The following is a 20,296-nucleotide window of genomic DNA, read 5'->3' as shown; positions in this document are numbered from 1 at the left end:
AGGGAACCCGTGCGAAATTTGCTTCCATCAAGCTGTCGAATCAGTGTCTCCACAGTCCCAGAATTTCACGCAATCAGCATTAGGCTCCAATGACTGGCTGCTGTCGAAAAGCCCTTGTGTGTTTGAGCGTGAGTCGGGCCAATCAAATATCATCAGTTAGGCTGAATGCGCTGTCAGTCTTTTCATTGAAATCACATACCGTTTTCCACGTTGAAGCAGAGGGCAAGCCTTCTGTCTCGATGCGTGTCCTTTCAACGCTTGAGAGTCCTTGTGTTTATGGCTTTTGGGGGATCGGTTTGTATGGTGGATTTTGTTTTCTGGTAATTAACCATTTATTTTGCTATGTGTTTTCCGTTTTTTTAATTGTATCCGTTAAAAAAGGAGTGATGACTGTGGACAATGAAATTCAGACAGTGACTGTAAAGAATATTGACATGTCTATGTGGAACATGTGCCGATTCATGGTGAAATGGGTTATTGCCTCAATACCAGCCATTTTTATTCTCTGCGTCTTATCCGTTTTGGTTGCCGGTCTGCTCGGTGGTTTGGGAGCTATGTTCCAATAGGGAGCACTGAAGGTCGTGAACCGGTGGTCAGTCCCGAGTCTATTCATGCAGGCCGGAAAAACTGATGCGTTTCTGGCGATTTCGTGCATGAATACCCCGGGTTGTCCAAAGGGGCGAGGTGGAGGAAAGCCTTTTTCAGTGGCTGCCCTTTTTGAGTCCAATGAGAGTCATGGCGGGGTACGATGAATAGCGTACCCCGCCTTTTTCTGGTTTCCTCGAAGACTCAGTCGGTTGAGAGTCCGTTTCTCCTCTCTCAAGCCGTGTCGAGTTGTTTTTTCCTTTTCTTCATATTTAAAGAGAACCTTTCTTTTGTCTGATTCTCCGTTACGCTTTAACCCTACTGTGTTAGTGTGATTTGAGTCCCGTTATTTATCGAAATAGAATATATTATATTGCTGTGCTTGCAAAAGTATGCAATCACCTATTCGTATTCCAATTCATCAGCAAAAATGAACACCCGGCGGGGCTTTGTGCTGTGTTGTCACGGGATACTTTCAAGAGAAAATCAGGATTGGCGATGGTGGTATGACTGGGGGATGTCGTTGAAGCGGCGCTTCTGACATTTCAGCCCCGGTGGTGCCACGTGATGGCGTTGTTTTTCGTGTCATTTGACGTGTTGCTATGGATGCGACGCCTTTCTGCTCGATGACAGTCTTGAGCAACACGTTCGTTATATTGACCTGTTTTGTCTTTTCAGATGCCGCCACAGTGTTTCAGTTTTCATACACATTCTTTTTCGAGAATATAATAGATCGCGAGCTATGCGCTTTATAGCACTTTGCATATCAAGTGGAGGAATACATGAAACTCGGCAAAATTGGGATTGGGCAGAGGCTGGTGGCTGTTTTGGCTGTTTTGATGGTCATTTTGGTGGCTTTTTTTTGGATCAACGTCAATGTCGGGACAAAGGGAATGGCTTTGTCCATTGTTCAGAAAACGCTTGAGCAAAACGCCCGGAGCGCAACCGATCTGGTTGATAGTTGGATCAGAGACCAAATGGCCTTTTTGGAGCTTGCCGCAACAAATCCCATGGTGATCGACGCGGCCGATGGGGGAGACTGGCAGGCTGCGACCGAGTGGCTGACAATTGCCAAAAAGAATGATCCGATGCTGGAATCCCTTTTTGTGCATGATGCGCAAGGCAACAGTGTCGTCACGACCAATTCGGGTGGTCGGGGGAAAAATTATAGATCTCGGGGGTATTATTCCGCGGTGATCGGTCGAGGAGAAGACTCGTTCATTTCGAAATTGAAATTGTCGCCGGTGAGCCAAAAACCGAGAGTGGCGTTGGTCCGGGCTGTGCGGAAAGACGGACGGATTGTCGGCTATGTCGGTATGTCCGTATTGAGTGAAGGGTTTGCTCGTCGGTTGTTATCGATCAAGGTCGGAGAAAATGGGTACTGTTTTCTTTTTGATGCGAATGGGCGAGCTTTGGCACATCCTGACGAAAGTTTGGTTTTCAAGGAGCTTGGCAAATACCCATTCATTCAGACCAGTCTTCGCGAAAAAAACGGATTTCTCGAATACATCTGGAATGACAGTGTGAAATATATGGCGTTTCGGCAGGTTGGAGCAACTGGGTGGATTGTGGCACTCTCCGGGGAACGATCTGATTTTCTGGTCGAGGCCAGAGCAATGCAACTGCAAGTTCTTGTTGTAGGTCTTGTTTCATTGGTGGTCATCCTCTTGCTTATTTACATCATTATTCGAAAACTTGTGACTCGGCCTCTCGCCGTGATTGTCGAGACCTCGGAAGCTGTGGCTCATGGAGATTTGTCTGTTGCTTTTTCCGGTCGGTTCAGCGGGGAATTGGCTCGACTTAGGACATCGTTCAGTTCCATGGTGAAAAATTTGCATCAGGTGGTTGGGAATATTCACACTGGCAGTGAGAATGTCGCTTCGGGGTCAGAAGAATTGACGGCAACTGCTGAAACCTTGGCGCAGGGGGCCAATACTCAGGCCTCGGATGTGGAACGGTTGTCTGGAGCCATTGAAGAAATGAGTACCAGTATCAATAATAATGCCAAAAATGCCAAGGAAACTGAATCTTTGGCGCGTGAAGCGGCCAGGGATGCCCAGTCTGGTGGTGCGGCCGTGGCCCAGGCGGTTTCGGCGATGAAGGATATTGCCGAAAAGATTTCGATTATTGAAGAAATTGCCCGCCAAACCAATTTGTTGGCGTTGAATGCCGCCATAGAGGCTGCGAGGGCCGGGGAACATGGCAAGGGGTTTGCCGTTGTCGCTGCCGAGGTCCGAAAACTTGCCGAGCGTTCCGGTGTGGCCGCGAGCGAGATCAGTGAATTGTCTTCATCCAGCATGGAAGTGGCTGACACGGCAGGGAAGATGTTGAAAAAGTTGGTGCCGGATATTCAGAAGACCGCCGAATTGATCCAGGAAATATCGGCGACTACTCGCGGACAAAAGACTGAAGCCAGTCGTGTCAGTGCGGCGATTCAGGAGTTGGATCAGGTGGTGCAGCAAAATGCAGCGGCTTCGGAAGAAACGTCCTCTACCGCTGAGGAGTTGTCTGGCCAGGCCATGCAGTTGCAACAGATCGTCGGCTATTTCACATTGCAGAATGATCCGGGCATGACTGCGCTTGGTTCGCAAGCTGGTCGTGAGTACGAGTCGTCGGTGGAGTCCATGCCTTCTGCATCAGCACCATCGCTTCCGTCCAATGTGGATGCTGACGGAGAGTTTGAGCGTTTTTGAGTCAGGGGGAATGTCGTGTCCGACAGATTCTCGTGTCTTGGACAAAAAGAAAGGCTCCATGGCGGTGTTTGGAGCCTTTCGGGGGAGTCCCCGGCGGGGAACGCCGGGAAAACAATTATCAAATCATGTGCCCTATAAAACACATATTTGCGTGGTTCTGACAATAGGGGATGTTCCCGTTGTCCGAAGGACCTGTCGGGAAAAAATCCCATATGGGCATCTTTTGAAACACAAGCAGCCGTCCGGCTTGGGTGGCTGGACGGCTGCTTGTGTTGGAATAAAGGCGTTGAATCAATCTTTTTGGAGCAACGTTTTGGCAATGTCCATGTCATAGAGAGCCAAGGGGTTGCGGTCGGTTCCACGTTCACGGAACATGGCGGCAGCCTGTTCGATGGCTGCGTATGGCATCCATTTATGCTTTTCCCAGATGACTGGTTCCTTGGGATTGTACAGTCTGAATTCTATATCATCACCATTGGTCCGGACGTACATGCGGACTTCGGGATGTTGTAGTGATGGGGTATAATAATGGCCTCGTTCATCTTTCATGGATCGCTCCTAACCGTTGAAACCAAAGCGGAGAGTTCCACCCGCTTCGTATGTCTTTATGTTCATGCCCGCGAGCAGTATTCTCAGGGGTCTTCCGAAGAAAAAATCGTTCATATCCACGGACATGCCGGTCTTTTCAGGGACCAGACGGCGAATTTCCTGATCGAAAACGACCATTTCTTTCAGATCTTCTCCGGCCTGATGATCTCCATCACGGGCAGCTTTGGCCAGTATTTCCATGGCGTGGGGCGCACATTTCTCGTCGTGTTCGGCCATGAGTGCCAGCAGGGGGTGTCCTTCGGGCATCAGATCGGCGCGTTTCAGACGGTCCTTCTCGTACATAGCCTTGAGTGGCTCGATGTCCTCGCAAAAAAGGACTTCACACTCGATGGGCCGGGTACTGTACATGCCGCAGGTGTTGCCTTCGGGGCTGAAGTACATGCAGGTCCATGTCCCGTCACGTCCCTTGATTTTCAGCATTTCCTCGGAAAGCGGAGCCACCGCCTGCTTCGGTTGATCGTAGACCCATTCGCCGGGGCGCAGGGTGACGATGTCCGTCAGGGCAATGGTTCCATCCTGAATCAATGGGAGGTCAGCCGTGTGAAGGGCCGGACCACCTTTTCTGCAACAATCGCCACAACGTCGGCAGCGTGTTTTATCTGTAATTGGTTTCTGCAAGTTTGTGTTGCTCCTCATATCCTTTTGCGGTATCCCTAATGCGTTTCATAACCTGTACCACGGGACCGATACTCCGGCTGGGCCGCAAAGGCAAGCGGGAGCGGGAATGTGATGATCAGTACAGGGTGTCCGTTGGGTCCGGAAGTGAAGGAGTGACAATGATTTGGTGGATATTTCGGTTGACATAAAACCGAAATATTCAGTACGTTGACAGCTCTGCACACCTTGTGAATAACGGTGCAAACACCGAAATTCAAGGGACTTGCGTTACGTAGGAAAGGCGCTCAGGCATCAAGTGATCTCCATCACTGTTTGCCGGTCTGAGTGTAATAATGGTTGATGGCAACATCTTAATCAAAAATGGAGGTTAAGGGAATGGCGAAACACAAAACTCCTCTGTTGGATCAGCTGGAAAGCGGCCCGTGGCCCAGCTTCGTATCCGACATTAAACAGGAGGCTGCATCTCGAGCCAAAAACGAGAAGGGTCTTGACTATCAGATCCCCGTTGACTGTCCCGAGGATTTGCTGGGCGTGCTCGAAATGTCCTACACCGATGGTGAAACTCACTGGAAGCATGGCGGAATCGTCGGTGTTTTCGGTTACGGCGGCGGCGTTATCGGCCGGTACTGTGACCAACCTGAGATGTTCCCCGGCGTAGCTCATTTCCATACCATCCGTGTGGCTCAGCCGAACGGAAAATGGTACAGCACCAAGCTGTTGGGCGATCTGATGGACATTTGGGAACTCCGTGGTTCCGGTCTCACCAACATGCATGGCGCCACAGGCGACATCGTGTTCTTGGGCACCAGCACCCCGCAGTTGGAAGAAATCTTCTTCGAACTGACCCACAACCTGGACATCGACCTCGGTGGTTCCGGTTCCAACCTGCGTACTCCTGCTGCTTGCATGGGTATGTCTCGTTGTGAGTACGCCTGTTACGATTCTCAGGAACTGTGCTACAATCTGACCATGGAATATCAGGATGAGCTGCATCGTCCTGCATTCCCCTACAAGTTCAAGTTCAAGTTCGATGCGTGCCCCAACGGTTGCGTTGCTGCTATCGCTCGTTCCGACCTGTCCTTCATCGGTACTTGGAAAGACGACATCAAGGTCAATCAGGAAGCCGTTGCCGCATATGTCGGTGGCGAATTCCCGCCGAATGCCGGCGCCCATGCCGACAGAGACTGGGGCCCGTTCGACATCCAGAAAGAAGTTGTCGATCTGTGTCCGTCCAAGTGCATTTCCTACGAAGATGGCAAATTGACCATCGACAACAAGGAATGCGTCCGTTGCATGCATTGCATCAACACCATGCCTCGCGCACTGAAAGTCGGTGACGAACGCGGTTGCTCCATCCTGTGTGGCGCAAAAGCTCCGATTCTCGATGGTCCCCAGATGGGTTCCCTGCTTGTGCCTTTCATGGAAGTCAACAAGGACGACGACTATCAGTCCATCAAAGATCTCATCGAAAACGTGTGGGATTGGTGGATGGAAGAAGGCAAGAACCGTGAGCGCGTTGGTGAAACAATGAAACGTCTTGGCATGGCCGCATTGGTCCACGCTGCTGGCGTTCCGTTTGATGCCCGCCAGGTTCAGGAACCTCGTCACAACCCCTACATCTTCTGGAAAGCTGATGATGTTAAAGGTGGTTGGGATCGCGATATCAACGATTTCCGCAAGCGTCACCAGCGCTAAAAAGAGGAGTGAAATAATATGGCTTTTATTTCTTCCGGGTACAATCCCGCCAAACCGATGGAAGGTCGGGTTTCCGACATTGGCCCTCGTCACTTCGGTGAGTACCTGCCCCCCGTTATCAAAGATAACTTCGGGAAATGGGACTACCATGAAATCATCGAAGCCGGTATCTTGCTGCACGTTGCCCAGTCTGGCGACAAGACGTACACCGTCCGCGCAGCAACTGCTCGCTTGATGACCGTTACTCATATTCGTGAAATCTGTGAAATCGCAGACAAGTTCTGTGGCGGTTTCGTCCGTTTCACCACGCGTAACAACCTCGAATTCCAGGTTGAGACCGAAGAGGCTGCCAAAGAACTGAAGGCGTTTCTGAACGCCCAGAAGTTCGAAGGTGGCTCCATGAAGTTCCCTGTTGGTGGTACTGGTGCTGCTGTCACCAATATCGTCCACACACAGGGCTGGGTCCATTGCCATACTCCGGCAACTGACGCTTCCGGTACTGTCAAGGCCACGATGGATGTCGTCTTTGACGATTTCACCAACATGAAGTTGCCTGCTCCGGTTCGCATCTCCATGGCCTGCTGCCTGAACATGTGCGGCGCTGTTCACTGCTCCGATATCGCGATTCTCGGTATTCACCGTAAACCGCCTATTATCGATCACGAGTACTTGGACAACCTGTGCGAAATCCCCTTGGCTGTTGCTGCCTGCCCGACTGGTGCAGTCCGTCCGACCAAGGTTGAAATCGAAGGCAAGACCTACAAGACCGTTGCTGTTAAAGAAGAGCGTTGCATGTTCTGTGGTAACTGCTACACCATGTGCCCCTCTCTGCCCCTGGCTGACGGTGAAGGCGACGGTATCGCCATCATGGTCGGTGGTAAGATCTCCAACCGTATCACCAAACCCGCCTTCTCCAAGGTCGTGGTTCCCTTCGTGCCCAACGAGCCGCCTCGTTGGCCTACGTTGACCAAGGTGATCAAGAAGATCCTCGACACCTACGCCGCAGAAGCTAACAAATACGAACGTCTGGGCGACTGGGCCAATCGTATTGGTTGGGAACGTTTCTTCGAGAAATGCGACCTGCCCTTCTCCGAGCATCTGATCGATGACTTCCGTGATCCTGCTTACTACACCTGGCGTCAGACCACTCAGTTCAAGTGGTAAGATAAATACATTCGGGGTACGGTCTTCACGGCCGTACCCCGTTCTTTTCAATTCACAAGGAGTCCATCATGGCACTCGATATGGAAACTGCAAAAGCTGAAATCATTGCTTTTTGCGAGTCGAAGTCAAAGAACAAATCCAAGTTCTACTTCAATGACTTCACCAAGATTTTTCCTGATGAAAAAGCTCGTGCTGTCAAGAAAATTTTGACCGCCTTGATCCAGGAAGAAAAAATGGTATTCTGGTCCTCCGGGTCCACAACCATGTACGGCCTTGCCGGAGCCGGCAAACAGGCCCATTCCGAGGGCGAAGACTAGACTCTAGCAAAGCTCGGTAATTGAGGCCTTGCCCGTGTCTTCATGATACTGGGCAAGGCTTTTCTTGATTATACGGTATAATTCGCCATGGTGCAGAACACGCTTTCTCGTCTGATTCTTGCCGGTTTGTCCGGTGGCACAGGAAAAACGATTGTTTCCCTGGCTTTGACCCGTGCTTTTAAAAGAGCCGGGAAAAAGGTGGTTCCCTTCAAAAAGGGGCCGGACTATATTGACGCGCAGTGGCTGAGTGTGGCTGCGGGGCATTCCTGTTCAAATTTGGACCCGTTTTTCCATTCAGTGCGTGATATCCGTGCGCTTTTTTATAATAAATCGCAGGGGTCTGACGTGTGTCTTGTGGAGGGCAACCGGGGTCTTTTTGATGGTATGGACGAACAGGGATCGTGTTCAACCGCAGAATTGGCACGAATTCTTGATGCGCCTGTCATTTTGGCTATCGACTGTACAAAGATGACACGGACGGTGGCGGCGGTGCTCCAAGGGTGTCTTCAGTTCGAACCAAACTTGCGGATTGCCGGTGTCATTCTGAACCGCACGGCCGGAGAGCGACACCGATCAGTGCTTCGTAAATCCATTGAAACTCATACGGATGTCCCTGTTTTGGGCATGTTGCCGAAAATCAGAACAAACCCGATCCCGGAGCGGCACATGGGGTTGGTGACCGATCATGAATCCGACGCCACAGCCCAACACGCACTTGATGCCCTTGCCGATATGGCGGAAGAGTGGCTGGATATTGAAGCCATTTTGCACAGTGCCGCGACCGCCCCGGACTTTGGTCCTGATCCCGGCCCGATTTTTCCTGGTCAGCCTGCCTCCAAAAAGGTGCGCATCGGCTATGTCAGGGACGCTTCTCTCTGGTTTTATTATCCGGAAAATCTGGAAGCCCTTGAACACGCGGGCGCAGAGTTGGTCCGATTGAGTCTTTTGTCCGATGCGCCATGGCCATCCATCGACGGATTATACCTTGGCGGAGGGTTCCCTGAACTTTTTGCCGACCGTCTGGCGGCCAATACAACCATCATGCGCCATGTGAAGACTCTGTCGAATGCCGGACTGCCTATCTATGCGGAATGTGGTGGCTTCATGGTGTTGTGCAATTCTTTGGAAATGCGAGAAACATCATATCCCATGGCGGGCGTTTTTCCTGTGGGGACTTCATTTTGTCCTAAGCCCCAGGGGTTGGGGTATACCGAGGCCGAAGTCGTCGAAGACAATCCTTTTTTCCGTACCGGGTCGCGTATTGAAGGGCATGAATTTCATTATTCCCTGTGTGTCTCGGAAGCCTCTACACCCTTGAAGCCCGTGTTGAAAATGGGTCGGGGGCACGGTGGAGGCCTTGGCTGGGATGGCTTTTTGCACAAAAATACAGTGGCTGGATATAATCATATTCATGCCGTGGCTGTCCCTGAGTGGGCACCCCTCTTTGTCGCGGCCGCCAGCAAATATCGTTCTTCGTCGTAGCGCGTAAATTTCTTGTCTCCTGGTCGCCTTTCATGAGAAAGTCCGGCTGAACCCATCAAGACAACAAGTGAGTAGCATAATGAGTATTCCGTTTATTGATTTGAAATCACAGTATAAAGAGATTGAATCCGCCGTTAAGGAAGGCATCGACGGAGTTCTGGAGCATGGCGCGTATATCATGGGACCGGAAATTTCGGACCTTGAAGCGCGGCTGTCGAGTTTCAGCTCCGTTCGTTTCGGTGTCGGATGTGGTTCCGGCACAGACGCATTGATTATGGCTTTGATGGCCTTGGGTGTTGGCCCGGGAGATGCCGTTTTCACTTCGCCGTTCACCTTCATGGCAACAGCCGAGTGCATTGCCTTGGTCGGGGCAACTCCGGTTTTTGTGGATGTCGATCCCGTGACGTATAATCTGGACCCCGAGGACTTGCGTCGCAAGATTGCTGACGTCAAGGACAACCGGTCCGATTTGACCCCGAAGGGTGTCATTGCCGTGGATATTTTTGGGCAGCCGGCTGATTATGACGCCATTGAACCCTTGGCTCACAACAGTGGACTGTTTCTTGTTGTTGATGCAGCGCAGTCCTTTGGTGCGACCTACAAGGGCAAGCCGGTCTGTTCGTTGGGTGATATCGCCTGTACCTCGTTTTTCCCGGCCAAGCCGCTCGGATGTTACGGTGATGGCGGGATGGTTTTTGCCCACAACGAAGAGTTGCACAAATTGCTTTTGTCGATTCGTGTCCATGGCATGGGCGAAGACAGATATGAAAATGTCCGGTTGGGAATCAACGGACGTATCGACTCCATTCAGGCAGCCGTTCTGCTTGCCAAGTTCGAGATTTTCCCCGGTGAAATCATCAAGCGGCAGCAGGTCGCTGATCGCTATGAAGCCTTGCTGGCATCTGTCCCCGGTTTGACCACGCCGACGGTCGCTGAAGGGAATACCTCTGTTTGGGCGCAGTATTGTGTCTTGGCCGAGAATTCAGAGCATCGGACGGAACTGATGGGCAAATTGAGTGACGCCTCGATCCCCTCAGCGATATATTATCCGAAACCGTTGCATCTCCAGAAGGCCTTTGCCAACCTGAAGTATACCGAAGGCGATCTCCCGGTTTGCGAGAACATCGCCAACCGTGTCTTTGCGTTGCCCATGCATCCGTATCTTGGCGAAGAGGATCAGGCGAATATCGCCGAGGCTCTCAAAGGATAACGCATGGCTACTGGTGGATCTTCAACCTTTTCCCGTGTGCTCAAGCCGATTGTGGCAGGGCTTGCATTGGCGTACATGCTGACGGCTCTGGTCGATAAGCCTGCGCCCGTGCATTTCCCTTCAGAGGCACAGTCTGTTGCGAAACAAACGGAAATTTTTGAACCACAAGCAGAACTCGTTATCGAGAAAAATATCATGAAATTGGGGTCGCTCCTGTCTGTCACGGCTATTGAGCCCGTGGCACAGGAGGGATTGCCCGTATTTACAAGTCCCGTTATTTCGGATGAAGTCGAGTTGCTTCCCGAATAGGGCAGGGTCTCGTTTGGCAGGGCGGATCGTCCGTTCCATCATGTCCAAGATCTATCGGCATATGCCGACAATTTGCCAGTGAAGCGTCCCTCTGTTACACGGTGGAGCGCAAATGATAGCACGCCGGGCATTGCCGGCACAAAGGAGATACACAATGATTAAAATGGAAACCAGCATGGGTGACATCGTCATCGAGCTTGACTTTGAAAAAGCACCTAAATCCGCTGCGAACTTTCAGCAGTATGTGGAAGATGGCTTTTACGATGGTCTGATTTTTCATCGCGTTATCGGAAACTTCATGATTCAGGGTGGCGGCATGGACGAAAACATGCAAGAAAAAGCAACCCGTGAACCCATTGTCAACGAAGCCAACAACGGTTTGAAAAACGACTGTTACACCTTGGCCATGGCTCGCACCATGGACCCGCATTCCGCTTCGTCCCAGTTCTTCATCAATGTCAAGGACAATGGCTTCTTGAACTTTTCGTCCGAAACCCCTCAGGGTTGGGGCTATGCCGTTTTCGGCAAGGTCGTGGAAGGCACCGATATCGTGGATACGATCAAGGGAGTTTCCACCGGACGCAGCGGTTTCCACGATGACGTTCCGGTCGAGCCTATTTTCATCACCAAGGCAACTGTGATCGAAGACTAATTTCGACTCGAAAAATTCATCAGATTGCATATGAAATGGCGTCCTGTGATACTTCTCAGGACGCCTTTTTTTGTTGAAAATGAAATTGAGTCGTCGATCAGACGGTGATATTCAGGCCGGTATACGCTGTCTGCCCCTGTCCGAACATCAGTCCGCCGCCGTCAAACCATGACGTCGGGTCGGAATTGTCCGCAAACCACCATGTCATCGATTTGACCTGAAGATCCTGTATCATCTGTCCTTGCGACAACTTGGCGCTGGCCGTACTCGTCAGTTTACCCAATTGCAGAATCGTTTTGAATTCATCAACCTTGTCCGGGTTATCTTCAAAATATTTGTCGATGATCTCTTTATCTTCATGTCCCTTGGCAACGGTGACCTTGCCTGTGGCTGGATCATAACTCAACGGAAGTTGTTTGGTCACATCCACGCCCAGTTCCTTGAGGTCCGCGGTGACAGTGATGTCCCATTTTGCCTCCAACTGAGCACGGTGCTTATCGACATCCAGAAAAGATAATCTGTTATCCTTGCCCTTGGGAATCTTGGCAAGGTATGACTCAATTTCGTTCGCTATGCCCGATTTCCCTGAAGTCTTTCCCTGCTCCTTGTCCATCTCCGTTGCCCTGCTTTGCAATTGCTGCTCTTCATTCGCAGCCTGCAAAAGCGCATACGCATCCATGTATCCATTTGAACCGATCGATTGAACAGCCATCACAGCCCTCACTCTTCAACGTTTTTGGGTAATTCTTGCCCACTCCTTGCCAACAGCATATCCCGTGCCAGCCCTACCGGGGGCCACCTTTGGCGTCGCCTTCGGCGTGACCAGGGCTTTGCCCTGGACCCACCAGAGAACCTTTTGAACAAGGTTTTCTGGACTCTCCAAAACTTTTTATCGCTCGCTTCGCTCGAAGCTGTCGGCAGCGTCAGTTCGTGCGGTTCTTGGGAGAACGTTGTAAAAAATTACATTTTTTACAGATTCTATAGAGACATTTTAAAAGGTGTGTTTCTGCACAGCGTTCTTTTCTTTTGTTTCATTAATCCCACTTAACGGATGTCGTGGGGCCTCGCCGAAGGCGCGATAAAAAGTTCTGGAAGGGAGTCCAGAGGGGAACCTCTTTCAAGAGGTTCCCCTCTGGCCGTCGGAGACATCTCTTTTCCTTAGCCGTCGGAGACAAAACACAAAAAAACGTCCCGAAAGCGAGTGCTTTTGGGACGTTGTGTGTTTGGAATTTGAAGGTTTTTATTTCATGGTGTGATATTTTTTCAGATCAGCTTCACGAATTTCTTTCCGTTTGATTTTGCCGGAAATGGTTTTTGGCAGCTCATCCACGTATTCGATGACACGCGGGTACTTGTACGGAGCGGTCAATTCACGGACAAAACTTTGGAGTGATTTGGTCAATTCCTCTGTCGGTTCGTATCCGGGGGCGAGGACGATGGTGGCCTTGACGACCTGCCCTCGTACATCGTCGGGAACGCCGGTTACAGCGGCTTCGATAACGGATTCGTGTGAGACCAGAGCTGATTCGACTTCAAAGGGGCCGATTCGATACCCGGAGCTTTTGATGAGATCGTCGGTCCGGCCCATGAACCAGAGATAACCGTCTTCGTCTGCCCAGGCCTTGTCGCCAGTGTGATACCAACCGTCGAATTTGACGGACGCGGTTTTTTCAGGTTCATCCAGATAGGAATCGAACAGACCACGGACTGGCTTGTCGATACGGATGCAGATTTCACCTTCTTCACCTTGAGGGACGCGTTGACCTGCTTCGTTCATGAGCGCGATGTCCCAACCTGGCACGGGCTTGCCGATGGAGCCTGGTTTTGGCGTCATGCATTTGAAGGTTGCAACCTGAAGGGTTGTTTCGGTCTGACCATAGCCTTCGTACAGGGACATGTTGAACGCGTCCTGCCAGGCGTGGAAGACCGATTCATTGAGCAATTCACCGGCGGTGGTGCAATGTCGAAGTGAGAGTGTGTACTTGGACAAATCTTCACGCACGAGAAAACGGTACACCGTGGGCGGTGCGCAAAACGTGGTGATCTTGTTGTCCTGCATGATTTGCAGCAGATGGGCCGGATCAAATCGGCCACGGAAATCCCAGACAAAAACGGTCGCACCTGCCATCCATTGTCCGTAGAGTTTTCCCCAAACGGATTTGCCCCAACCTGTATCGGAAAGGGTCAGATGGATGTCGTCTTCTTCGAGATCGTGCCAGAGAGCACCAGTGGTGAAATGGCTGGCAGGGTATGAGAACGAGTGCATGACCATCTTTGGCAGTCCTGTGGTTCCGGACGAAAAGAAAATGACCATGGGATCTTCACCGCCGGGCGTTTCTGCCGTGCGCGGGAAAGACGGTTCGCCGGTTTCCAGCAGGGCGTCATAGTCCTGCCATCCATCCTTGGTTTCGCCGTCCACCTGCACACACAGCTTCAAGCCGGGGCATTTTTCTCGAACCGCATCCACTCGATCGCAGATGGAGTCTTCGCAGATGAAAGTCGAGACCTTGGCGTAATTGACTCGTTCCGAAATATCCTTTTTTGTCAGCAAAAACGGTGAGGGAATGGGCAGTGCTCCGATACGATGCAGCGCGAGCATCACCGTCCAGTATTCCAACCGACGATACAGGACGAGCATGACCCGATCGCCTTTTTTGACGCCCTGTTTGACAAGAGCGTTTGCAAGCTGACTCGATGTCTTCTGGAAAAATCCAAAATCGAATTCTCGGCGAGTGCCTGCATTATCAACATGAATAAGCGCGGTTTTCTTCGGCTCCATCGCATCCAGAATGTCGTATGAAAAGTTGAAATTTTCAGGGCATTCCGGTTTATATCTAGCGCATAAGTCAGCGTAATCGGCGTATTCTTCCTTAGTAAACATGATAACTATCTCCGTGATTCTGAATCAATTCTACTCGTTTGAGTGTCCATACAAAAAAAACAACTTTGTCCGGGTTGACTGGAAAAGAGCCAACCCTACAGAATCACATCAAGGAATTTGACTTCTTTGCCATCCATGCCGCGCAAGGCGTGGGGCGTTTCCGAATTGAAATACAGTGAGTCCCCCGGTTCGACCGCGATTGAGTCGCCACCAAGTGCAACTTCCAAGCGTCCTTCGAGAACATAGATGAATTCCTGGCCGCGATGTGCGGTTTCGACCATGTCTTCCTTGGCCTTTGGTGGCACCGTAATCAGAAACGGTTCCATTTCACGTCCGGCGAACTTGTAGCCCAGGGATTTGTAATCATAGTCCGTGCGGCGATCGACGGCGTACCCTTCGTCCTTTTTCACCATGGCATAGGACTTCAGGTGGGGTTCCTGGCCGGAAATGAGTGTGGTCAGATCAACTCGGCACAGGCGAGAGACGTCCAGCATGTAGCCGACCGGGATTTCGATTGTCCCGGATTCGTACTCAGCAACCTTGTCCTCGGGCAGGCCCAGAAGCTCTGCCATTTCGGCGACGGTCCAGCCGATTCCTTCACGCAACCCCACCAGACGGGGTGCTATTTCCTTGTACTGTTCCATGTATACCTCCAGTTCAGGGATACTTCAGACACATCGGAAAAGACCTGTTTGCGGTCTTTCCGAAATTTTTCTCCTGTCGTCGCAAGCCGTGTACATTAGGCTTTGCGACGACGGAACCATCTTTCTCCAGTCGATGCAGTCTCGAAAGGGGAAAGGGGAAAAGAGGAGACCTGTGAGCCTCCTCCTTCAGGGCATCTTTTAGGCGTCCGGCCACAAAGAGGCCCCAAGATCACGCAATTTGTATTTCTGAATTTTCCCGGATGCTGTCATGGGATATTCAGTCATGAACGTGACAAATTTCGGAATCTTGTACCGGGCAATTTTCCCGCGACAATAATCAACCACGTCTTCCGGCTCCAGATCCGCGTCTTCCTTGAGAATGACAAATGCGCCGACCTGTTCGCCGAATTTATCACTGGGAACACCTGCTACCTGGACGTCGAGAACACCATCCATCGAATAGAGGAACTCTTCGATTTCACGAGGGTAGATGTTTTCTCCGCCACGGATAATCATGTCCTTGAGACGGCCCGTGATGGAGAGATACCCATCGGTATCCATGACACCCAAGTCACCGGAATGGAGCCAACCATCCGTGTCGATGGCATCGATCGAAGCCTTTTCGTTGTTGTAATAGCCTTTCATGACATTGTAGCCGCGACAACAGACTTCCCCTTGAACGCCGGGAGCGCATTCTTCGCCCGTTTCTGGATCGGTAATGCGAATTTCCACTTCGGGCATGGCCGGGCCAACGGTTTCCGTCATGTGTTTGATGCTGTCACCGACAGTGGTCTGACTCATGACCGGGCTGGCCTCGGTCAATCCGTAACAGATGGTGATTTCCTTCATGTTCATCTTGTCCATGACCCGTTTCATGACTTCGACGGGACAGGGCGATCCGGCCATGATCCCCGTCCGGAGTGACGAGTAGTCAAACCGGTCGAACATGGGGTGATCGAGTATGGCAATAAACATGGTGGGCACACCATACAGGGCGGTACATTTTTCTTGGTCAAGCGCGAGCATGACATCGGTCGGCACGAAATCTTCGAGGATAATCATGGCGACACCGTGGTTCACACAGGCGAGCACGCCAAGAACGCAACCAAAACAGTGGAAGAGCGGCACGGTCAGGGCGAGTCGGTCACCGGGCTGGAAGTTCTGGTTCTTGCCGATCCAGTATCCGTTGTTTCCGATGTTGTAATGCGTCAACTGTACCCCTTTCGGGAATCCGGTGGTTCCGGACGTGTACTGCATGTTTACGACATCATGTGAATCCAGTTCGGCCTGACGGGCTTCATATTCCTCATTAGAGACCATGGCGGACATGGCCTGTAATTCCGGGATGGAATACATGCCACGATGTTTTTCGTGGCCGAGATAGAATACCCGCTTCAAGTGAGGGAATGTCTCGGTCCGAAGCTGGCCGCGTTCCTGTACCTTGAGTTCCGGGACCTGGTCGTACACGGACGCGAGATAGTCGTGCCCACGGTATTCACCGATGATGAACAGATTTTCGGCTTCGGAATGCTGGAGCAGATATTTCAACTCATGAGACCGATAGTGCGTATTGACCGTCAACAGGATGGCCCCGATTTTGGCCGTGGCAAATTGGAGTGCCACCCAATAGGGCACATTGTTGGCCCAGATGGCGACCTTTTCGCCTTTTTTTACGCCTAAGCCCATGAGTCCTTTGGCGAGGGTGTCCACCAGTTCGCCAAATTCCTTGTAGGTCAGGTGAAAATCGCGGTCCACATAGACCACGGCGTCTTTGTCAGGCCATTTTTCAACCGCCTCGTCCAAAAGTTGGCCGAGGGTTATTTCACGAAGTGCTGTCATGTCGCCCCCTATTCCGGGAAGTAGAGAACAGCATAAATTTCAGCCATTTCATCACCGGCACAGGCAACATTATGCGGAACGACGGAATTGAAATAGGTGGAATCTCCTTTTTCAAGGATGGTCACTTCCTGGCCATATTTGATCCGTACTTTTCCGGAGTGGACGATGATGAACTCTTCGCCTTCGTGGGACGAAAGGTGGTGGTCCTTGGCGGATTCCGGCATCAATTCAATAAAGAACGGCTCCATGTGGCGATCGGTTTTCCCTTTGCCAAGCGAGTGGAAACGAAGTCCCGGCTCCTTGCCATCAGGGTGCATCACGAGTTCTTCCGTGCGTTCGTCAAGTCGTGTCACCAGGGGATCATGGGAAACATGGTCATCCATGAACGTTCCCAGTCGTACTCCCAGAGCGCGGGCAAGCTTCACGAGTGGTTGAAGTGATGGGTATCTGTCTTCAACCTCGACAGCACGAATGAATTCTTCACTCAAATTTGTTCGATTCGCCAAATCCTCAATGGTCAATTTTTGTTTTTCTCGGTAGGACTGAATCCTTTTGCCGATAGTGTCCATCAGTGGAGTCTCCTTAAAACATCAACATTATCTACATTATATAAAATCTTCTGCGATCGATCGACCCGGAAGACACTCTTTTCCTGCTTTTGCATGTACCCGAAAGAAATTGGATTGTCACCTTGGTACCATTGGGGAAAGTCGGATATTTCCTACGAAAAATTATCTTTTTTTCCATGATCGGTCTTGAAGTGGCACACGATGAGAGAAACCGTATGTGCTTCTTGTGTTTGGTCGTGATCTTTTTCGTATGATGTGACACTTCAAATCGGCTCTGATGTTTAATCCACTTTCAAAATTTCGTTTAGTTCAATCAATCACTTCAACAGGTTGCCATCCCTTGCCCGGCTGTGTAATTTCAATCATGCATAGAGAATTGATAACAATTGAGGATAGTCGTGACTTCAGACAAAAAGACCGTTGCACAGGATGACTCCCTGCACTCCATCACCATTCCCGAAGACATTGAACGTGAAAAAATATCCGGTGTCTTTTCTTCCCAATCCCTGAACAAGGTCGGCACGGGCACCACCGTGCGCAAGGCCATCCAAAAATCCTACTGGTTTGCCGAAGAAGCCGCGCCGGACGAACAGGGGAGGGGTATCATGGTTCAACCGTTGAATAACAACAATATCCCATCCGGCCCAAAGGAACGCTATTCCCTGTCCGAATTCCTTGGAAAATTCAACCCGGAGTTGGAATACTATCAGGCCGAAGTCTTTCCCAGAATACAGGAGATGAATTCCACCTTGAAACGGGCAGAACAACAGCGTGAGCAAGGTGCGTTGTATTCCGCACAATTCGAATACGAAGCCACGCTCTCTTTCGACGAACAGAACGTCCGCGCCAATTTCGGACTGGGATTAACCTACATGGAACGGGGGGAGAGCGAGAAAGCTGCCGATATTTTTGAGCGGGTGGTTGATCTGGATGCGGCCTTTGCCCCGGAACATAAGCATCTATTCAACGAATTCGGCATTAATCTTCGCAAATCAAAACTGACCGATCAGGCCGTTGAATATTATTCCCGCGCGTTGGAAATTTCAAAAAACGATGAAAACCTGTATTACAACATTGCCCGGGCCTACTACGAGCAAGGCGACAAGGACGCCTGTCTGCACAATCTGCACACGGCCTTGCGTTTGAAACCGGGACACAAGGAAGCAAACAAGTTTCTAAAATATATCAATAAAGAAGGGTAATATGTGTTTAACCCTTGATGCTGTCTCATTCACGTACCCAAACGGTCCGACTATTTTGCGCCATGCCAGTCTGACCTTTGAGCAAGGGGCATTCTTTCTTGTCCGGGGACCATCCGGGTCCGGGAAGTCCACCTTACTCCGTATCTTGTGTCGATTGGAAGAAATTCAATCCGGCTCAATTCACTACAAGGATCACGACATCACCGACATTCCACCCGCTTCATTGCGGCGGTGTGTTGCCTATGTCCAGCAAATGCCAACACTGCTTCCCGGGACGGTTCGTGACAACCTGCTCTTGCCTTTTACTTTTCAGTCCAACAAGGATTTGTGTCCACCGTCGGACCTCGAACTGTCCGCGCTCCTTGAATCCTTTCTTCTTTCCGGGGTGACGCTTGACAGTGAGGCCGATCGCCTTTCAGTGGGCCAATCGCAACGAATCTGTCTGATTCGCAGTCTCCTGCTGCGCCCGGAGGTCATCCTTCTGGACGAGCCGACCGCGTCCTTGGACCCGGAAAGTGCTCGCGTCGTTTTGAACAAGGCCGCTGAACTCAGTCGAGAAGGCATCACGGTCATCATGATTTCCCATTCGGAAGAAACACCCGAAGGCGTGACCCGGCTCGTTTCATTTCACGAAAAAAAACTGGTGCTGCAATGACGCAATCCCTCATAGAAATTGGACCGTTTCAACTGACGCTCTGTCTTGGATTCGTGGTGCTGGCAGGGCTGACATCGTTCAAGCAGCAGCTCGGATTGGAGCGTGATTTATTCATCGGGACCATCCGCACCTTTGCCCAGCTTTTTCTCATGGGCTATGTGCTTAAGTTCGTCTTTGAGGTCAATATCAGTTGGCTGGTTTTACTCATGTTCACCGCCATGGTCGCGGCTGCGGTTCACATCATTCGTGGCCGGGTGTCTGAAAAATCAATCCCCTTTGTCGTCCCAACTTTTATCTCCATGCTGCTCACCTACACCGTTGTGTCCATGCTGGTGACCGGGATCATTGTCGGTGCCAAGCCCTGGTGGACGCCACAATATTTTATCCCATTGGCAGGAATGATCGTCGGCAATTCCATGACTGCAATTTCAATCTGTCTCGATCGTTTGTTTTCCGATCTCAAAGCCCGTCGTCACGAAGTGGAAATGAAGCTCGCTTTGGGAGCCAATTATCGCGAAGCTTCACAGGATATCCTTCGTCAGGCCGTCAAGGCCGCCATGATCCCGTCTATCAATTCTCTCATGGCTGTCGGTCTGGTGTCATTACCCGGCATGATGACCGGACAAATCCTCGCAGGTGCAGATCCCCTGACCGCCATTCGCTATCAAATTGTGGTCATGCTGATGCTTGTCGCCGCAACATCTCTCGGAACGCTGATCGTCTCCGTGCTCATTCGCAAACGGTGTTTCTCCAAAGCCGAACGGCTGCTCATTCGATAGAATAAAATAAAGAATGTCTCCGACGGCCAGAGGGGAACCTCTTGGAAGAGGTTCCCCTCTGGACTCCCCTCCAGAACTTTTTGGCGCGCCTTCGGCGAGGCTCTGCGATATCCGTTGAGTGGAATTGAAGAAGTGGGAAAAGAGAAAATAAATAAAGAGCCAAAAATGGTTAACAAAGAGAAAACGTTTCAAATCTTAACCGTCTGTAAAAAACAATTTTTCACGAAGTACTCTCACAAGCCGCACGAACAACGGCTACCGACAGCTTCGAGCGAAGCGAGCGACAAAAAGTTTCGGGGAGTCCAGAGGCCCCTTTTCAAAGGGGCCTTTGGCAGGTCCAGGACAGCGTCCTGGTCCCGCTGAAAGCGCCTCCCGGTAGGGTGGCATGGAATG

At 51.0% G+C, this 20,296-nt stretch carries 19 protein-coding genes; 12 read left to right on the top strand and 7 right to left on the bottom strand.

Annotated elements, in window-relative coordinates; translation table 11 throughout:
- The first annotated feature begins 89 nt into the window (after positions 1-89).
- Positions 90-566, top strand: coding sequence for a hypothetical protein (locus GO013_RS17035; protein WP_203529606.1), 477 nt, complete (start codon positions 90-92; stop codon positions 564-566).
- A gap of 801 nt (positions 567-1,367) precedes the next feature.
- Positions 1,368-3,278: a methyl-accepting chemotaxis protein gene (locus tag GO013_RS13190; RefSeq protein WP_163811862.1), complete on the top strand. Its 1,911-nt coding sequence runs from the start codon at positions 1,368-1,370 to the stop codon at positions 3,276-3,278.
- Positions 3,279-3,569: 291 nt separating this feature from the next.
- Here GO013_RS13190 and GO013_RS13185 read toward each other — a convergent pair whose 3' ends face one another.
- Entirely contained in the window at positions 3,570-3,827 is a 258-nt protein-coding gene (locus tag GO013_RS13185) for a hypothetical protein (protein ID WP_163811861.1), read from the bottom strand.
- Positions 3,828-3,836: 9 nt separating this feature from the next.
- The gene (locus GO013_RS13180; RefSeq protein WP_239057866.1) at positions 3,837-4,505 is read right to left on the bottom strand and encodes a YkgJ family cysteine cluster protein; all 669 of its coding nucleotides are present in this window, start codon (positions 4,503-4,505) and stop codon (positions 3,837-3,839) included.
- Positions 4,506-4,880: 375 nt separating this feature from the next.
- Here GO013_RS13180 and dsrA point away from each other — a divergent pair, with 375 nt between their 5' ends.
- The 7 genes from dsrA to GO013_RS13145 all read left to right on the top strand — a co-directional run bounded on the left by dsrA (position 4,881) and on the right by GO013_RS13145 (position 11,334).
- On the top strand, positions 4,881-6,200 hold the full coding sequence (gene dsrA / locus GO013_RS13175; protein ID WP_163811857.1) for a dissimilatory-type sulfite reductase subunit alpha: 1,320 nt from the start codon (positions 4,881-4,883) through the stop codon (positions 6,198-6,200).
- 18 nt (positions 6,201-6,218) lie between these two features.
- Positions 6,219-7,364 (top strand): dissimilatory-type sulfite reductase subunit beta, encoded by a 1,146-nt coding sequence (gene dsrB, locus GO013_RS13170; RefSeq protein ID WP_163811855.1) that lies wholly within the window; start codon positions 6,219-6,221, stop codon positions 7,362-7,364.
- Between the two features lie 80 nt (positions 7,365-7,444).
- Positions 7,445-7,681, top strand: coding sequence for a dissimilatory sulfite reductase D family protein (locus GO013_RS13165; RefSeq protein ID WP_203529610.1), 237 nt, complete (start codon positions 7,445-7,447; stop codon positions 7,679-7,681).
- 87 nt (positions 7,682-7,768) lie between these two features.
- Positions 7,769-9,163: a cobyrinate a,c-diamide synthase gene (locus GO013_RS13160; RefSeq protein WP_163811851.1), complete on the top strand. Its 1,395-nt coding sequence runs from the start codon at positions 7,769-7,771 to the stop codon at positions 9,161-9,163.
- Positions 9,164-9,242: 79 nt separating this feature from the next.
- A complete protein-coding gene (locus GO013_RS13155) occupies positions 9,243-10,373 on the top strand; it encodes a DegT/DnrJ/EryC1/StrS family aminotransferase (protein ID WP_163811849.1) in 1,131 nt (376 codons plus the stop codon).
- 3 nt (positions 10,374-10,376) lie between these two features.
- The gene (locus tag GO013_RS13150; protein WP_163811847.1) at positions 10,377-10,682 is read left to right on the top strand and encodes a hypothetical protein; all 306 of its coding nucleotides are present in this window, start codon (positions 10,377-10,379) and stop codon (positions 10,680-10,682) included.
- A gap of 154 nt (positions 10,683-10,836) precedes the next feature.
- On the top strand, positions 10,837-11,334 hold the full coding sequence (locus tag GO013_RS13145; RefSeq protein WP_163811845.1) for a peptidylprolyl isomerase: 498 nt from the start codon (positions 10,837-10,839) through the stop codon (positions 11,332-11,334).
- 97 nt (positions 11,335-11,431) lie between these two features.
- Here GO013_RS13145 and GO013_RS13140 read toward each other — a convergent pair whose 3' ends face one another.
- From GO013_RS13140 to GO013_RS13120, 5 genes are all read right to left on the bottom strand, one after another.
- The gene (locus GO013_RS13140; protein ID WP_163811843.1) at positions 11,432-12,046 is read right to left on the bottom strand and encodes a hypothetical protein; all 615 of its coding nucleotides are present in this window, start codon (positions 12,044-12,046) and stop codon (positions 11,432-11,434) included.
- Between the two features lie 528 nt (positions 12,047-12,574).
- Positions 12,575-14,215, bottom strand: a complete 1,641-nt coding sequence (locus GO013_RS13135; RefSeq protein WP_163811841.1) for an AMP-binding protein — start codon at positions 14,213-14,215, stop codon at positions 12,575-12,577.
- A 95-nt stretch (positions 14,216-14,310) separates the two neighbouring features.
- Positions 14,311-14,859: an XRE family transcriptional regulator gene (locus GO013_RS13130; protein ID WP_163811839.1), complete on the bottom strand. Its 549-nt coding sequence runs from the start codon at positions 14,857-14,859 to the stop codon at positions 14,311-14,313.
- Between the two features lie 198 nt (positions 14,860-15,057).
- Complete coding sequence (locus GO013_RS13125; protein ID WP_163811837.1) at positions 15,058-16,698, bottom strand: AMP-binding protein; 1,641 nt, start codon at positions 16,696-16,698, stop codon at positions 15,058-15,060.
- Between the two features lie 8 nt (positions 16,699-16,706).
- Positions 16,707-17,267: an XRE family transcriptional regulator gene (locus GO013_RS13120; protein WP_163811835.1), complete on the bottom strand. Its 561-nt coding sequence runs from the start codon at positions 17,265-17,267 to the stop codon at positions 16,707-16,709.
- A 398-nt stretch (positions 17,268-17,665) separates the two neighbouring features.
- On the opposite strand from GO013_RS13120, the gene GO013_RS13115 reads away from it, so the two are divergent.
- Genes GO013_RS13115 through fetB form a run of 3 tightly spaced genes read left to right on the top strand, consistent with a single transcriptional unit; the run spans position 17,666 to position 19,903 of the window.
- Entirely contained in the window at positions 17,666-18,469 is an 804-nt protein-coding gene (locus GO013_RS13115) for a tetratricopeptide repeat protein (protein ID WP_343219570.1), read from the top strand.
- 1 nt (position 18,470) lies between these two features.
- Entirely contained in the window at positions 18,471-19,124 is a 654-nt protein-coding gene (locus GO013_RS13110; RefSeq protein WP_163811831.1) for an ABC transporter ATP-binding protein, read from the top strand.
- A complete protein-coding gene (fetB, locus tag GO013_RS13105) occupies positions 19,121-19,903 on the top strand; it encodes an iron export ABC transporter permease subunit FetB (protein WP_163811829.1) in 783 nt (260 codons plus the stop codon). The genes GO013_RS13110 and fetB overlap by 4 nt, the downstream gene beginning before the upstream one ends.
- Positions 19,904-20,296: the final 393 nt, after the last annotated feature.

This window comes from Pseudodesulfovibrio sp. JC047 (assembly GCF_010468615.1).
GTDB lineage: Bacteria > Desulfobacterota > Desulfovibrionia > Desulfovibrionales > Desulfovibrionaceae > Pseudodesulfovibrio.
The sequence above is the reverse complement of the archived record's forward strand: the minus strand, read 5'-3'. Positions and strand labels throughout refer to the sequence as shown.

Excerpts from the sequence above, each read along its gene's own strand:
- GO013_RS17035 (WP_203529606.1), top strand. The coding sequence starts at position 90 with ATGACTGGCTGCTGTCGAAAAGCCCTTGTGTGTTTGAGCGTGAGTCGG.
- GO013_RS13190 (WP_163811862.1), top strand. The coding sequence starts at position 1,368 with ATGAAACTCGGCAAAATTGGGATTGGGCAGAGGCTGGTGGCTGTTTTG.
- GO013_RS13185 (WP_163811861.1), bottom strand. The coding sequence starts at position 3,827 with ATGAAAGATGAACGAGGCCATTATTATACCCCATCACTACAACATCCC.
- dsrA (WP_163811857.1), top strand. The coding sequence starts at position 4,881 with ATGGCGAAACACAAAACTCCTCTGTTGGATCAGCTGGAAAGCGGCCCG.
- dsrB (WP_163811855.1), top strand. The coding sequence starts at position 6,219 with ATGGCTTTTATTTCTTCCGGGTACAATCCCGCCAAACCGATGGAAGGT.
- GO013_RS13165 (WP_203529610.1), top strand. The coding sequence starts at position 7,445 with ATGGAAACTGCAAAAGCTGAAATCATTGCTTTTTGCGAGTCGAAGTCA.
- GO013_RS13160 (WP_163811851.1), top strand. The coding sequence starts at position 7,769 with ATGGTGCAGAACACGCTTTCTCGTCTGATTCTTGCCGGTTTGTCCGGT.
- GO013_RS13155 (WP_163811849.1), top strand. The coding sequence starts at position 9,243 with ATGAGTATTCCGTTTATTGATTTGAAATCACAGTATAAAGAGATTGAA.
- GO013_RS13150 (WP_163811847.1), top strand. The coding sequence starts at position 10,377 with ATGGCTACTGGTGGATCTTCAACCTTTTCCCGTGTGCTCAAGCCGATT.
- GO013_RS13145 (WP_163811845.1), top strand. The coding sequence starts at position 10,837 with ATGATTAAAATGGAAACCAGCATGGGTGACATCGTCATCGAGCTTGAC.
- GO013_RS13140 (WP_163811843.1), bottom strand. The coding sequence starts at position 12,046 with ATGGCTGTTCAATCGATCGGTTCAAATGGATACATGGATGCGTATGCG.
- GO013_RS13135 (WP_163811841.1), bottom strand. The coding sequence starts at position 14,215 with ATGTTTACTAAGGAAGAATACGCCGATTACGCTGACTTATGCGCTAGA.
- GO013_RS13130 (WP_163811839.1), bottom strand. The coding sequence starts at position 14,859 with ATGGAACAGTACAAGGAAATAGCACCCCGTCTGGTGGGGTTGCGTGAA.
- GO013_RS13125 (WP_163811837.1), bottom strand. The coding sequence starts at position 16,698 with ATGACAGCACTTCGTGAAATAACCCTCGGCCAACTTTTGGACGAGGCG.
- GO013_RS13120 (WP_163811835.1), bottom strand. The coding sequence starts at position 17,267 with ATGGACACTATCGGCAAAAGGATTCAGTCCTACCGAGAAAAACAAAAA.
- GO013_RS13110 (WP_163811831.1), top strand. The coding sequence starts at position 18,471 with ATGTGTTTAACCCTTGATGCTGTCTCATTCACGTACCCAAACGGTCCG.
- fetB (WP_163811829.1), top strand. The coding sequence starts at position 19,121 with ATGACGCAATCCCTCATAGAAATTGGACCGTTTCAACTGACGCTCTGT.